Consider the following 13,886-nt stretch of genomic DNA (forward strand, 5'->3'; position numbering starts at 1 on the left):
CGGCCCGGGGTCAGTCGGCCGGACGCCGCGTCAGATGCGCGAACGCGTCCAGGTTCCGTGTCGACTCGCCCCGGGACACCCGCCACTCGTACTCCCGGCGGATCGAGGAGGCGAAGCCCAGTTCCAGCAGGGTGTTGAAGGCGCCGTCGGCCGCCTCCAGGACCTGGCCGAGGATGCGGTCGATCTCGTCGGGGGTGACGGAGGCGAGGGGCAGGCGGGCGGTGACGTAGATATCACCGAGGCGGTCGACGGCGTAGCTCACGCCGTACAGCTTGAGGTTGCGCTCCAGCAGCCAGCGGTGGACGCCCGGCTCGTTCTCGTCGGGGTGGCGGATGACGAAGGCGTTCAGCGACAAGGAGTGCCGTCCGACGAGGAAGGACACCGTCGTGGACAGCTTGCGGGTACCGGGGAGCTTGACCACGTAGTTCCCGGGCCCGGAGCTCTCCCACTCCAGTTCGGCGTCCTCCAGGACGCCCTCCAGGACCTGTCCGGCCTTCTCGACATCACCCATGGTGGGAGCGTACGCGACGACGGTGGGACTGGGTCGCGGCCGTGTAGACGTCGGCGGTGGCACCGGCGGCCGTGTCCCAGCCGAAGGACTGGGCGTGCCGGGCGGCGGCCTGCCCCATGCGCGCCGAGAGAGCCGGCTCGTCGGCGAAACGGGCCAGCACGCGCGCGTAGTCGGCCGGATCGTGACCCTCGACGAGGAAGCCGGTCTCACCGTCGCGCACGGCCACCGGCAGACCGCCGACCGAGGCGGCGAGCACCGGGGTCCCCGCCGCCTGCGCCTCTATGGCGACCAGACCGAAGGACTCGCTGTACGACGGCATGACGAGGACGGACGCGGCCCGGAACCAGTCCGCCAGCTGCTCCTGGCCGACCGGCGGACGGAACCGCACGACGTCCGCGACGCCCAGCCGGGCCGCGAGCTTCTGCAGGCCCTCCGGCTTGGCGAGCCCGCTGCCGCTGGGACCGCCGACGACCGGGACCTGGATACGGGAGCGCAGTTCGGGGCGCTCCTCCAGCAGGACGGCCACGGCGCGCAGCAGGACGTCCGGCGCCTTCAGGGGCTGTATGCGGCCCGCGAAGAGCGGGATGAGGGCGTCCTGCGGGAGCCCGAGGCGGGCGCGGGCGGCGGCGCGGGAGCCGGGCGCGGTGGAGCCCTGCGGGCCGGCTCCGGGGAGGGGGCGGAAGCGCTCCAGGTTCACCCCGGGGTGGACGACGGCCACCTTGGCGGGGTCGGCCGCGTAGTGCCGGACCAGCTCGTCGGCTTCCTCGGCGGTGTTGGCGATGAGCCGGTCGGCGGCGGCCACGATCTGGGTCTCGCCGATGACCCGGGCGGCCGGTTCGGGGGTGTCGCCGTCGGCGAGGTTGGCGTTCTTGACCTTGGCCATGGTGTGCATGGCGTGCACCAGGGGGACTCCCCAGCGCTGGGCGGCCAGCCAGCCGACGTGGCCGGAGAGCCAGTAGTGGGAATGGACGAGGTCGTAGTAGCCGGGGCGGTGGCCGGCCCACGCCTGCATGACGCCGTGTGTGAAGGCGCACAGCTGGGCCGGGAGGTCCTCCTTGGCGAGGCCCTCGTAGGGCCCCGCGTCGACGTGCCGGACGAGGACGCCGGGAGCCAGCTCCACGACCGGGGGCAGGCCGCCGGCCGTGGCCCGGGTGAAGATCTCGACCTCGATGTTGATCGCGGCCAGCCGCTGGGCCAGCTCCACGATGTAGACGTTCATGCCGCCCGCGTCGCCCGTGCCGGGCTGGTGGAGCGGCGAGGTGTGCACGGAGAGCATGGCGACCCGCCGGGGCCTGCGGTACAGCCGGAGCCGCCCGGCGGCCGACGGGGAGCGGCGCCCGAGCCTGCTGACGTACTGGCTCACGTGGCGGTCCTCCTTGCTGCGGGCATGCCTCGGGAGGGCCCACCGCGCCCTCCAAGGGGGTGCAACAGCGAGGGGGTGCCCTGCCATTTCCCGATCAAGCGTCTTTACCGAACCATTACCAGGCGGGGCTCAACCGCCCCGCCGGGGCCGCCATCGGTCCGGGCGTCAGGGGCCCGCGCCCCGCCTACCCTCGTACGTATGACAGCCCGCGCAGCGACCCTCCGTCACTCCCGGCTTCGCTCGGCCGGGGGGACCCCCATCGTGGGAACGGTGACGCGCGGGACGACCAACCCCAACCGGCTGCGCCGCATGGACCGCTGGATCGCGGCCGTGCACGGCGCCGAGCTGCGGCGCGCCGCCGACCCGGTGGCGATCGACCTCGGTTACGGCGCCGCGCCCTGGACCGCCGTGGAACTGCTCGGCCGGCTGCGCACCGCCGCTCCCCGCGCGCGCGTGGTCGGCATCGAGATCGAACCGGAACGGGTGGCGGCGGCGCGACCGTACGAGCGGGAGGGGCTCACCTTCCGGCACGGCGGCTTCGAGATACCGGTGCCCGGGCGCCCGCCGCTCATCCGGGCCGCCAACGTGCTGCGGCAGTACGACGAGGCCGAGGTCGCCGCGGTGTGGGAGCGGCTGTGCGCGCGGCTCGCCCCGGCGGGCGGCGGCTCGCGCGGCGGCCTGCTGGTGGAGGGCACCTGCGACGAGATCGGCCGCCGCCACGTGTGGGTGGCGCTCGGCCCCGAAGGCCCCCGCACGGTCACCTTCGCCACCCGGCTGGGCTCGCTGGGCCGCCCCTCCGACCTCGCCGAGCGCCTGCCGAAGGCGCTGATCCACCGCAACGTCCCGGGTGAGCCGGTGCACGCCTTCCTCCGCGACTTCGACCGCGCCTGGGCCGCCGCCGCCCCCTACGCCTCCTACGGCGCCCGGCAGCGCTGGATCCGCGCGGTACGGGACCTGACGGCCGACTGGCCGGTGACGGACTCCCCGGCCCGCTGGCGGCAGGGCGAAGTCACCGTGGCCTGGGAGGCGTTGGCGCCGGCCCGCTGACCGCCCGGCGCCGGCGCGCGGGGTGCCCCGCGGACGCGTCGGCGCCCCGCGCCCGCCGGCGGACCCGGGGAACGCTCCGCGTGCGTCGTTCGTCACACCGAAGAGAGATCGTCATATCCGGCGGTCGGTGGGGGAATTCCGGTTTCCGACGGCCTCTGTCGCTTTGCGCGCGGCCATGGCACGATCCCTCGGACGACCAAGTTACTGACGGTAAATCAGTTTGGGGGAAGAGGTATGGGTTCGGGCAAGCGCGGCCTCCTCACGGCCGCCCTGACCGTGGTGTGCGCGGTGACCGTCCTCGCGGCACCGGGCACGGCGTTCGCGGCCCCCGCTCCCACCCCCACACCGACGACCGGCGGTTCGCCGACGCCCGCACCGACTCCGCGGCCCGGCAAGGACCTTGAGGAGATCCGCGAGAAGCTCGACACCCTCTACCACGACGCCGCCGTGGCCACCGACGCCTACAACGCGGCCGAGGAGAAGGCCGAGAAGCAGTCCACCGAGATCGTGGCGCTGGCGAAGAAGATCGACCAGGGCCGGCAGCACCTGGACAGGCTCACGAACCAGGCGGGCGCCGCGGCCCGGGACCAGTACCGCACCGGCGGCCTGTCGTCCACCGCCCAGTTCCTGCTCAGCGACGACCCGGGGCAGTTCCTGGACGGCGCCGGCCGGGTGCTCCAGGGCCAGCAGGCGGCGACCAAACTGATGGCCGAAATGAACCGCACGCAGAAGGAGTTGCGGGAGTACGCCGCCGACGCCTCCGCCCGGTGGAAGAAGCTGGACGCCAACCGCAAGGCCAAGGCCGCCGCCAAGAAGAAGATCGAGAAGCAGATCGACGCGGCGGAGAAGCTGGAATCCCAGCTGGAGAAGAAGGAGAAGGAGCGGCTCGCCCAACTGGAGCGGGAGGCCGCGGACAAGGCGCAGACCGCCTGGCTGGACACCGGCGCCCTCAAGGACGTCGGCGGCAAGGCGTCCGTGCAGGGCGAGAAGGCCGTGAAGTACGCCACCGAGCAGCTCGGCAAGCCGTACGTGTGGGGCGCCGAGGGGCCGGACTCCTTCGACTGCTCGGGCCTGACCTCCCAAGCCTGGGCGACGGCCGGCCACGCCGTCCCGCGCACCTCGCAGGAGCAGTGGAAGCAGCTCCCGCACGTCGACGTCAAGGACATGCGCCCCGGTGACCTCATCATCTACTTCGGCGACGCCAGCCATGTCGCGATGTACATCGGTGACGGCGCGATCATCCACGCTCCCCGCCCCGGGCGCACGGTGACGATCGCGGGCGCCGGCTCGATGCCCATCCTGGGGGTCGTACGACCGGACGCGTGAGGCGTGACCGGACGTATGAGGCGTGACGCGTGAGGCGTGACCGGACGCATGAGGCGTGAGGTGTGACCTGACCGTGCGTGCCGTGCGGCGGCGCGGCACGGCGTGGGCGTTCGCCCATGTGCCCGGTGACGCACGTCATGTGACCCACCGCACGGCCCTTCTCACCCAAACTCCCCCCGGACGTGAGCTTCGTCATCCCCTTCGGGCCGTCGACGTGTCCAACTGCGGTATGGAACGCGGCATATGACAGCGGCGGGCGCCGGAGCGACGCGGCTCACACCATTCCATCGGGGCGGTCGTAGCCGCTATGGTCCCGGTCGGTGGGTCGAGACCCCTCGACACCGCCGTGCCCTCGGGGGGAGGGAAGGAACCCAAGACGATGCCCGTACCCGTACCGCGGCAGAGAGCGATCCCGGCCGTGGAGAGTGGTCAGGCGCAGGCCGCCCACACAGCAGGCGGCCCCCTCAAGGAAGAGGCCCACCGCGACGCCGCGGCCGTGAACGGCACCGGCGCCACTCTCACCCTGTTGCTGATCGAGGACGATCCGGCCGGCTCGCCGATCGTGCCCGAACTGCTGGACCCGGCCGGCAAGCCGATCCGCGTGCGCACCGCCCGCAACCTCACCGAGGCCGAGCGGCTGCTCACCGACGACGTCCACTGCATCCTGCTGGACCTGGCGCTCCCGGCGCCGGGTGGCAGGGACACCGACGACGAGCTGGCCGTGCTCAAGCACGTCCTCCAGCTCGCGCCCCGGCATGCCGTGCTCGCGCTGACCGCCTCCGGCGACGCCGAGCGCGGCGCCGAGGCCGTGCGCGTCGGCGCCCAGGACTACCTGTTCCGGGACGAGCTGGACGGCAGGCTGCTCAGCCGCGCCATTCGCTACGCGGTGGAGCGGAAGCGTTCCGACACGGCCGAGCGGCGGCTCGCCGAGGGCAAGCTGCGTGCGCAGGAGAACCGTCGCCTGGAGCGTGGCCTGCTGCCCACCCCGCTGCTGGAGGGCTCCGCGCTGCGGTTCGCCGCCCGCTACCGCCCGGGCCGCTCCCGGGCCCTGCTCGGCGGCGACTTCTACGACGCCGTCCGCACCCCGGACGGCACCGTGCACGCCATGATCGGCGACGTCTGCGGGCACGGCCCGGACGAGGCCGCGCTCGGGGTGGAGCTGCGCATCGCGTGGCGGGCGCTGACCCTGGCCGGGCTGTGCGGGGACGAGCTGCTGAACACCCTCCAGCAGGTGCTGGAGCACGAGCGCGCCGACGACGAGATCTTCGCGACGCTGTGCACGGTGGACATCGCCCCCGACGGCCGCCGCGCGGGCCTGTGCCTGGCCGGCCATCCGGCTCCGCTGATCGCCCGCCCGGGCCGGCCGGCGCGGCTGCTCCCGTACGACAACAACGGCCCCGCCCTGGGTCTGCTGCCCGGTGCCCGCTGGCCGCGGATGCAGGTGGAGCTGGGCGCCGAGTGGAGCCTGATGCTCTACACCGACGGCCTGATCGAGGGCCGGGTCGGCACGGACGGCGAGCGGCTCGGCCAGGACGGCATGCTGGCGATGATCCGCCGCCAGCTCTCCGAGGGGCTGCGCGGGGAGGAGCTGCTGCGGGCGGCGGTCAGTGAGGTCCGCGATCTCAACGGCGGCGAGCTGACCGACGACGTGGCGGTCGTACTGCTGGACCGGGCGGCGTGAGCGGGGTCGAGCCCTAGGGGAGCCCCACCCTCACCGGTCGCCGGTGAGCGGGAGTCGCCCGGGGTACCGGCGAGCGGGACTCACCCGGGACACGGGCGAGCGCCCCGAGGTACCGGCGAGCGGGACTCACCCGGGGCGCCGGTGAGCGGGGCTCTGCGCGCGTTCCCCGGGCCCCGCGCCCACGCCCCTCGGGCAGGCGAGCGGCGGCTCGCCTCAGGGGCGTGGGTAACGGCGCGACAAGCCACGGACGGCCCGCGGCCGGCGACGGCGAAGCACCCCCTCGGCGGGAGGCCGCTAACGGCCACCGTTCCACGGCCCATAGGGACCGTCACTGCTGCTGCCCCTTCCGCGGCGGCCCCAGCCACGGCCTCCGCCGACCTGCGTGAGCGCGGGGCGTACGTCCACGATGTACACGATGCTCGCGACCGCGCCGGCGATCGGCAGGATGGACAGGAGCGAGAACAGATAGCTGACCACGAGCGCGATGCCGAGGATGATCAGCCAGAAGACCTTGTTCTGCTTGCCGGCCGCGCGAAAGGCGTCCTCACGCCGGAACGCGGCGTCGAACAGCCCGAACGCGGCCAGGGCCATCAAAATGATCTTCAGGATGCCCATGAACCCCGCGAAGCCCAACATCAGCATGCTGCCCACCGCCCGTTGAATCCCGATCCCTGATACGCCGCCACCGTACCCATAGAACGGGCCGGACACCCCAAAGGTGCCCGGCCCGCACGCGTCTCGCCGGTCCCGGTCACATGGCCGGCGGGGTGGGCTTCTTCGTGGTGGCGGTGGTCTTGCGGGTGGTCGGCGCCTTCTTCGCCACGGGCTTCTTGTCCGCGGCCGACTCGGCCCTGACCTCGCCCGGCTTCGGCTCGTCGTCCTTGAGCTCGACCGGCTCGGGCTTGCCCTCGACGACGATCGCCAGGTCCTCGATCTCCTCGGCGGCCTCGCCGCGCCAGGTCTTCACGGCCTGCTCGCCGTGCTCGGCGACCTTCTCGTAGGTCTCGCGGGCCCGGACGGCGTACTCGGCGGCGACGCCGACACTGCGCAGGGCGAGGTCCTGGGCGGTCTCGCCGAGCTTCTTCAGGTCGACGTCGAGGGCGCCGATGAACTCGTTGACCTTGGTCTGGAGGCTCTCCTGGGCCTCCTTGGCACGTGCGGCGGCCTTCTCCTGCACGGCCTTCGGGTCGGTGTTGCGCACGGCCTCGATGCGGGCCGGGGCCTCGACACGCAGCTGCTCGACCAGGGCCGGCACCTTCTTGGCCTGCTGAAGCGCCAGGTCGGCGGTGCCGGCGGCGAAGTAGAACGGGGTCGGGTCGCTGAGGGTCTTGCGCAGGTCGTCGGTGATGGCCATGGTGAGGGTCCTCCCGGATCGGATTCGCGTTCGACTGGGTTGGTGTGGTCCGCGGCGGGCGTCCGGAGCCCTGGTCCGGCGTTACCCGGCCGTCCGCCGCGGACCGGCGTCCGTGTCATTCACGGCGGCATCGCCTCCGCCGGCCGTACGGCCGGCGCCGCCGGTCCCCTGGTGCACGGCTCCGTCCCCGTCCGCCTCGCCCGCGGTGCTCTCGCCGATCCCGAATCCGTTCTCCTTGCGGAAGGACTCGTAGATCTGGAGCAGCACCTGCTTCTGCCGCTCGTTGAGCGAGGGATCGGCGAGGACGACGGCGCGCGTCTCCACCTCGTCACGGTCCCGCTCGGCGTCGAGGATGCCGGCGCGGACGTACAACGTCTCGGCGGAGATGCGCAGGGCCTTGGCGACCTGCTGGAGCACCTCCGCGCTGGGCTTGCGCAGCCCGCGCTCGATCTGGCTCAGGTACGGATTGGACACCCCGGCGGCGTCGGCGAGTTGCCGCAGCGACAGCTGGGCGTTCCGCCGCTGCTCGCGCAGGTACTCACCGAGGTTGCCGACGTTCAGCGATGCCATGCCTCCACCTTGCCCCACCCTCGCTAACAATTGCAAGCACCCGCTTGCAAGAGTGTGTCGCCCGGGGTCGCGAAGGCTCCTGTGCGCTGGTGTCCCGTCTCTGCGGAGTTAAGGCAGTCTCTGGTGAAACCGGCGCGGCTCTTCCGCAGTGACCCTCACGAACCGCCCGCATCGTGATCGATGAGGGACATGCCGGATACCAAGGCGCATGCGGCAGCGGCGAAGTACTGTTCGTCGGCACCAGGTCCTGTTCGAGCTCCCCCCACGAGTTCGCCGCCGAGCGCGAGACGGCGCAGGGCGCGCCCTTCTCGGACTGACCGAAGACGCCGGGCCGCACCGCGTCTCACTCAAGACGGCCCACCGCTGGTGACGGCCTCGACGTGATCCACCTTCACTGAGACGGGACGAGGGGAGTGCGAGCACGATGGTGACCCGTGATGAGTGAGCGCTTCGCCAGGTTGGAGAGTCTGGCCGGACGGTGGGGCCTGAGCGGCCTGGAACTGGTCGGCCAGGGGCTGGAATTCTCCGTCTACCGGGCCCGGGGGCGCGACGGGCGGCCCGTCGCGCTACGTCTGGCGCACCGGCGATTCGACTCGAACGCCAATGACGCCCAGGTGGACACCCGGGCCCTGCTCCGTCAGGAGTACGAGATCGCGAGGCACCTGGCCGCCCACGGGCTGCCGGTGGCGGAGGCGAGGGAACTCTTCCTGGCGGACGAGCCGGCCTCCCCTGACGTGCTGCTGTCCGCCTACGTCCCTGATGACGGGACGGGCCTTGACTCCTACGCGCTCGGGCGACTCCTCGCCCGGCTCCATCGGGTGCCGCCGCCGCCGCTGACGCCCGTCGCGTCGGAGGGCGTCTCCACGGCGCGTGCGATCACCGAACGGATCGGGCGCCGTTGGGCCCGGATCGGGCGCGTCGTCGACGACTGGCCCGAACCGCCGGACGCGTCCCTGATCGCCGGACGACTCGCCGGCCTCACCGAGAACAGCCTCGTCCACCTCGACGTCCGCAGCGACAACGTCCGGTGCCGGCAGGGGCGGCCCGTCGCCCTGCTGGACTGGTCGAACGCCCTGCTCGGGGCTCCCTCGTTGGAGTTCGGGCGCCTGGTCGAGTACGCCCGGTACCCGGAGAACGAGCTCGACGTGGAAGCGATCCGCAGCGGATACGCGAGGACGGCACCGGTTCCGCCCGACAGTGATCCGTGCCTGTCCGTGTGCCGGCTGGACGCCGCGCTGATGCTGGCGCTCGTCTTCCTCTGCGAGGCGCCGGACCCGAGCCGTGGACCGGCGGCAGCCGACCACGCACGAGAACTCGCGCTCAGGATGTAGGCGCGGATCCCTGTACGGCGTCTGCCGGAGATCCGGGCCCGACGCGGCCTCGCGGAGCCGGCCCCGGCCGCACCCGGCCTCTCCCGGCCCCTCCCCGGCCGCAATCGGCGATCCGGTCAGGAATCGAGAAGCCCCGATCGGGCCGTCGCGGTTAGCGTGGCGGAGGCGGCCCCCGGACGGAGAGACGATGAACATGACCATGAGGACCGACGCACCGGCGAACGACCCGCACGTCGCCGACAGCCACGAGCTGATCCGCGTGCACGGCGCGCGCGAGAACAACCTCAGGGACGTCAGCGTCGAGATCCCCAAGCGGCGGCTGACCGTGTTCACGGGCGTGTCCGGCTCGGGCAAGAGCTCGCTGGTGTTCGACACCATCGCCGCGGAGTCGCAGCGGATGATCAACGAGACGTACAGCGCGTTCGTCCAGGGCTTCATGCCCACGCTGGGCCGGCCCGACGTCGACGTGCTCGACGGGCTGACCACCGCGATCATCGTCGACCAGCAGCGGATGGGCGCCGACCCGCGCTCCACGGTCGGCACCGCCACCGACGCCCACGCGATGCTGCGCATCCTCTTCAGCCGGCTCGGCACCCCGCACATCGGCTCGCCCAAGGCGTTCTCCTTCAACGTCGCCTCGATCAGCGGAGCCGGCGCGGTCAGCGTGGAACGCGGCGGGAAGACGGTGAAGGAGCGCCGCGAGTTCAGCGTCACCGGCGGGATGTGCCCGCGCTGCGAGGGCCGGGGCACGGTCTCCGACCTGGACCTCACCCAGCTGTTCGACGACTCGCTGTCCCTCAACGAGGGCGCGCTCACCGTCCCCGGCTACAAGACGGGCGGCTGGAACCACCGCCTCTACACCGAGTGCGGGCTGTACGACCCGGACAAGCCGATCCGCACGTTCACCAAGCGGCAGCTGGACGACTTCCTGTACCGCGCGCCGACCCGGATGAAGATCGCGGGCATCAACATGACCTACGAGGGGCTGGTCCCGCGGATCCAGAAGTCGATGCTCGCCAAGGACCGGGAGGGCATGCAGCCCCACATCCGGGCGTTCGTGGACCGTGCGGTCACCTTCGCCGTGTGCCCGGAGTGCGAGGGCACCCGGCTCACCGAGGCGGCCCGGTCCTCGAAGATCGAGGGCGTCAGCATCGCCGACGCCTGCGCCATGCAGATCAGCGACCTGGCCGAGTGGGTGCGGTCCCTGGCCGAACCGTCGGTGGCGCCACTGCTCGCGTCGCTGCGGCACACCCTCGACTCGTTCGTGGAGATCGGGCTCGGCTATCTCTCCCTGGACCGGCCGGCGGGCACGCTGTCGGGCGGTGAGGCGCAGCGCGTGAAGATGATCCGCCACCTCGGCTCCTCGCTCACCGATGTGACGTACGTCTTCGACGAGCCCACCATCGGGCTGCACCCGCACGACATCCAGCGGATGAACGAGCTGCTGCTGCGGCTGCGCGACAAGGGCAACACGGTGCTGGTCGTGGAGCACAAACCGGAGGCCATCGCGATCGCCGACCACGTCGTCGACCTCGGCCCCGGCGCCGGTACGGCGGGCGGCACAGTCTGTTTCGAGGGCACCGTGCAGGAGCTGCGGGCGAGCGGCACCCTGACCGGCCGTCACCTCGACGACCGGGCCGCGGTGAAGGACACGGTGCGCAAGCCGACGGGCTCCCTGGAGATCCGCGGGGCGACGGCGCACAACCTGCGGAACGTCGACGTCGACATCCCCCTGGGCGTGCTGTGTGTCGTCACCGGGGTCGCCGGCTCCGGCAAGAGCTCGCTCGTGCACGGGTCGATCCCGGCCGGCGCGGAGGTGGTGTCCGTCGACCAGGCCCCGATCCGCGGCTCACGGCGCAGCAACCCGGCGACGTACACCGGGCTGCTGGAACCGATCCGCAAGGCGTTCGCCAAGGCCAACGACGTGAAGCCCGCCCTGTTCAGCGCCAACTCCGAGGGCGCCTGCCCCACCTGCAACGGCGCCGGTGTCGTCTACACCGACCTGGCGATGATGGCCGGTGTCACGACGACCTGCGAGGAGTGCGAGGGCAGGCGCTTCCAGACCTCGGTGCTGGAGTACACCTTCGGCGGGCGGAACATCGCGGAGGTGCTGGCGATGTCGGTGACCGAGGCCGAGGAGTTCTTCGGCACCGGGGAGGCGCGCACCCCGGCCGCCCACAGGATCCTCCAGCGGATGTCCGACGTGGGCCTCGGCTACCTCACCCTGGGCCAGCCGCTCACCACCCTCTCCGGCGGTGAGCGCCAGCGCCTCAAGCTGGCCACGCACATGGCCGACAAGGGCGGCGTCTACGTTCTGGACGAGCCGACCACGGGCCTGCACCTGGCCGACGTCGAGCAGCTCCTCGGCCTCCTCGACCGTCTGGTCGACTCCGGCAAGTCGGTGATCGTCGTGGAGCACCACCAGGCGGTCATGGCCCATGCCGACTGGATCGTCGACCTCGGTCCGGGTGCCGGCCACGACGGCGGTCGCGTCGTCTTCGAGGGCACCCCGGCCGACCTCGTCGCAGCCCGCTCCACCCTCACGGGTGAGCACCTGGCGGCGTACGTCGGGGCGTGAGCCGTCCGGGGCGCGAGCCGTCCGGCGGGCGGGGTTTCGCGGCGCCGTCGGCTGCACGGCTCCGCCGGCCGCATGCCGCAGCCGTCAGAACGGCAGCGGTCGGGCATGGACGACGTCCAGCCGGGAGACCGCCCGCGTCAGCACGACGTACAGCCGGTGCGCGCCCCGCTCCTCCGCCTCCACGACGGCGGCCGGTTCCACGGCGACGACATGGTCGTACTCCAGGCCCTTGACCATGCTCGCGGGTACGACGGTCAGCCGGGCGCCGAGCGTGTCCGGTCCGGCCGGGTCGAGGCCGGCCCCGGTGAGGGCCGCCCGGACCCGGTCCGTGTCCGCGTCCGCCGTGACCACCCCGACGGAGCCCTCCCGGGCGAGGGCGGCGCGTACGGCGACGACGGTGGTGCCGAGCACGTCCTCGGCGGGCCGGAGGGTCAGCTCCCCGTCCGTGCGCAGGGAGGTGGCGGCGGGTACGGCGACGCCGAGGCGGGGGAGCAGCCGGTTGGCCAGCTCCACGACGGCCGCCGGTACCCGGAACCCGGTGGTCAGCGGCACCACCGCCGCGTCCGGCCGGCCGAGGTGGCGCAGCTGTACGGACCAGTCCCGGGCGGCCCACGGGGTGGTGCCCTGGGCGAGGTCGCCGAGGACGGTCAGCGAGCCGAAGACCGCCCGGCGGGCGATGGCCCGGCACTCCATCGGTGACAGGTCCTGCGCCTCGTCCACGACGATGTGACCGTGGCCCTCGGGGTGTTCGATCAGCCCGGCGAGTTCGTCGAGCAGGACCAGGTCGGCCGCCGACCAGCGGGCCGACTTGTCCGAGCGCGGCGGGCGCGGCCGGCGCAGCGCCGCCTGCTCCTCGGGGTCCAGCAGGCCGTCGGCGGCCCGGGCCAGCACCGCGCCGTTGGTGAGGAGTTCGGCGAGGACCTCCTCGGGGCGGGCCTTCGGCCAGACCGCGTCGAGCTGGGCGGTGAGCGGCCGGGCCCGTTCGATGCGGCGCACCCAGGAGGCGGGCAGCGTCCCGGAGCGCCGTTCGGCCCGCTCGCGCAGCCGCCGTACCACCCGGGTGCGCACCCGCTCGCGGCCGACGGCGTACGGCGGTTCCTCGGCGCGGACCTCCGCGACGATCGCCGCCAGTTCACCGGCGGGCACCCGCCACCGGTAGGAGCCGTCCGGTACGGCGAGGTCGGTCACGCCGTCGGTGGTCACGCGCGCGTACAGCGCCCGGCGCAGCACCTCGGCCATGCGCGGATCGTGTTTGACGGTGGCCGTGGCGACGGGGTCGGAGCCGGTCGCCGGGTGCCGGGCGATCTCGTCCAGCAGGGTCGACTGGCGTACGCCGGTCTCGCCGAGTGCGGGCAGCACCTCGGCGATGTAGTGGAGGAAGGTGCGGTTGGGGCCGAGGATGAGCAGTCCGGTGCGCTGGAGCCGCTTGGGGTGGGTGTACAGGAGGTAGGCGGCGCGGTGCAGGCCGACGGCGGTCTTGCCGGTGCCGGGCGCGCCCTGGACGCACACCGATGCGCCGAGGGCGGCGCGTACGAGGTCGTCCTGCTCGGGCTGGATGGTGGCGGCGATGTCCCGCATGGGCCCGACGCGGGGCCGCTCGATCTCGCGGGCCACGATGTCGCTGGTCCGTGACTCGCCCCGGCCCAGGTGCTCGTCCTCCAGCCCGGTGAGGTCGGCGGACTCGCCGCGGCTGCCCGGTGCCCAGCCGAACCGGCGCCGCACCTCGACGCCCCGGGGGTCGCGGGCGCTCGCCTGGTAGAAGGCACGGGAGACCGGGGCCCGCCAGTCGACCACCAGGGGCGGGGCGGTGGGGTCCTCGGTGATCCTGAGCCGGCCCACGTGGTAGCTCTGCCCGCCGTGCTCGGGGTCGCCGCCGGCGAAGTCCAGGCGGCCGAAGAACAGCGGCCCGGCGGGGAGTTCGCGCATGGCCTTGGCCTGGCTGCGCAGGCGGTGGCCGAGGACTTCGGCGTCGGCTCCGGAGGCGGAGACGTCCTCGCCGACGACGACCTGTTCGGCGGCTCCCTCGACCATCGCGGTGAGGGCCGTACGGCAGGTGTCGTGGTAGGCGCGCTCGGTGTGCAGGGTGTCCGTGAGGGCGGGCTCGAGTGACGTCATGGCGCCAGCT

11 protein-coding genes are annotated in these 13,886 nt (G+C 72.8%); 5 read left to right on the top strand and 6 right to left on the bottom strand.

Annotated features, from left to right (window positions below):
• Positions 1-10: 10 nt before the first annotated feature.
• Complete coding sequence (locus ACIGYR_RS32035; protein ID WP_391846451.1) at positions 11-511, bottom strand: YbjN domain-containing protein; 501 nt, start codon at positions 509-511, stop codon at positions 11-13.
• Positions 504-1,874: a D-inositol-3-phosphate glycosyltransferase gene (gene mshA, locus ACIGYR_RS32040; protein WP_399605891.1), complete on the bottom strand. Its 1,371-nt coding sequence runs from the start codon at positions 1,872-1,874 to the stop codon at positions 504-506. The genes ACIGYR_RS32035 and mshA overlap by 8 nt, the downstream gene beginning before the upstream one ends.
• 261 nt (positions 1,875-2,135) lie before the next feature.
• Here mshA and ACIGYR_RS32045 point away from each other — a divergent pair, with 261 nt between their 5' ends.
• The 3 genes from ACIGYR_RS32045 to ACIGYR_RS32055 all read left to right on the top strand — a co-directional run bounded on the left by ACIGYR_RS32045 (position 2,136) and on the right by ACIGYR_RS32055 (position 5,928).
• Positions 2,136-2,921: a class I SAM-dependent methyltransferase gene (locus ACIGYR_RS32045; protein ID WP_391846448.1), complete on the top strand. Its 786-nt coding sequence runs from the start codon at positions 2,136-2,138 to the stop codon at positions 2,919-2,921.
• Positions 2,922-3,155: 234 nt separating this feature from the next.
• Positions 3,156-4,247, top strand: coding sequence for an NlpC/P60 family protein (locus tag ACIGYR_RS32050; RefSeq protein ID WP_399605888.1), 1,092 nt, complete (start codon positions 3,156-3,158; stop codon positions 4,245-4,247).
• A 379-nt stretch (positions 4,248-4,626) separates the two neighbouring features.
• The gene (locus tag ACIGYR_RS32055) at positions 4,627-5,928 is read left to right on the top strand and encodes a PP2C family protein-serine/threonine phosphatase (protein ID WP_399605886.1); all 1,302 of its coding nucleotides are present in this window, start codon (positions 4,627-4,629) and stop codon (positions 5,926-5,928) included.
• A gap of 294 nt (positions 5,929-6,222) precedes the next feature.
• Here the strand turns inward: ACIGYR_RS32055 and ACIGYR_RS32060 are convergent, their stop codons facing one another.
• The 3 genes from ACIGYR_RS32060 to ACIGYR_RS32070 all read right to left on the bottom strand — a co-directional run bounded on the left by ACIGYR_RS32060 (position 6,223) and on the right by ACIGYR_RS32070 (position 7,852).
• Positions 6,223-6,570, bottom strand: coding sequence for a DUF2516 family protein (locus ACIGYR_RS32060; protein ID WP_391846443.1), 348 nt, complete (start codon positions 6,568-6,570; stop codon positions 6,223-6,225).
• Positions 6,571-6,679: 109 nt separating this feature from the next.
• Entirely contained in the window at positions 6,680-7,282 is a 603-nt protein-coding gene (locus ACIGYR_RS32065; RefSeq protein WP_399605883.1) for a hypothetical protein, read from the bottom strand.
• An 81-nt stretch (positions 7,283-7,363) separates the two neighbouring features.
• Positions 7,364-7,852, bottom strand: coding sequence for a helix-turn-helix domain-containing protein (locus tag ACIGYR_RS32070; protein ID WP_399605881.1), 489 nt, complete (start codon positions 7,850-7,852; stop codon positions 7,364-7,366).
• A gap of 437 nt (positions 7,853-8,289) precedes the next feature.
• Between ACIGYR_RS32070 and ACIGYR_RS32075 the strand changes: the two genes are divergently transcribed.
• Positions 8,290-9,183 carry a phosphotransferase family protein gene (locus tag ACIGYR_RS32075; RefSeq protein WP_399605879.1) on the top strand — a complete coding sequence of 298 codons (894 nt, stop codon included), beginning with the start codon at positions 8,290-8,292 and terminating at the stop codon, positions 9,181-9,183.
• Between the two features lie 187 nt (positions 9,184-9,370).
• Positions 9,371-11,761: an ATP-binding cassette domain-containing protein gene (locus ACIGYR_RS32080; protein ID WP_399605877.1), complete on the top strand. Its 2,391-nt coding sequence runs from the start codon at positions 9,371-9,373 to the stop codon at positions 11,759-11,761.
• Positions 11,762-11,845: 84 nt separating this feature from the next.
• On the opposite strand, the gene ACIGYR_RS32085 is transcribed toward ACIGYR_RS32080, so the two are convergent.
• The gene (locus ACIGYR_RS32085) at positions 11,846-13,876 is read right to left on the bottom strand and encodes a HelD family protein (RefSeq protein ID WP_399605874.1); all 2,031 of its coding nucleotides are present in this window, start codon (positions 13,874-13,876) and stop codon (positions 11,846-11,848) included.
• Positions 13,877-13,886: the final 10 nt, after the last annotated feature.

Origin of the sequence: Streptomyces sp. NPDC053076 (assembly GCF_044546845.1) — a bacterium.
Classification (GTDB): Bacteria; Actinomycetota; Actinomycetes; order Streptomycetales; family Streptomycetaceae; genus Streptomyces.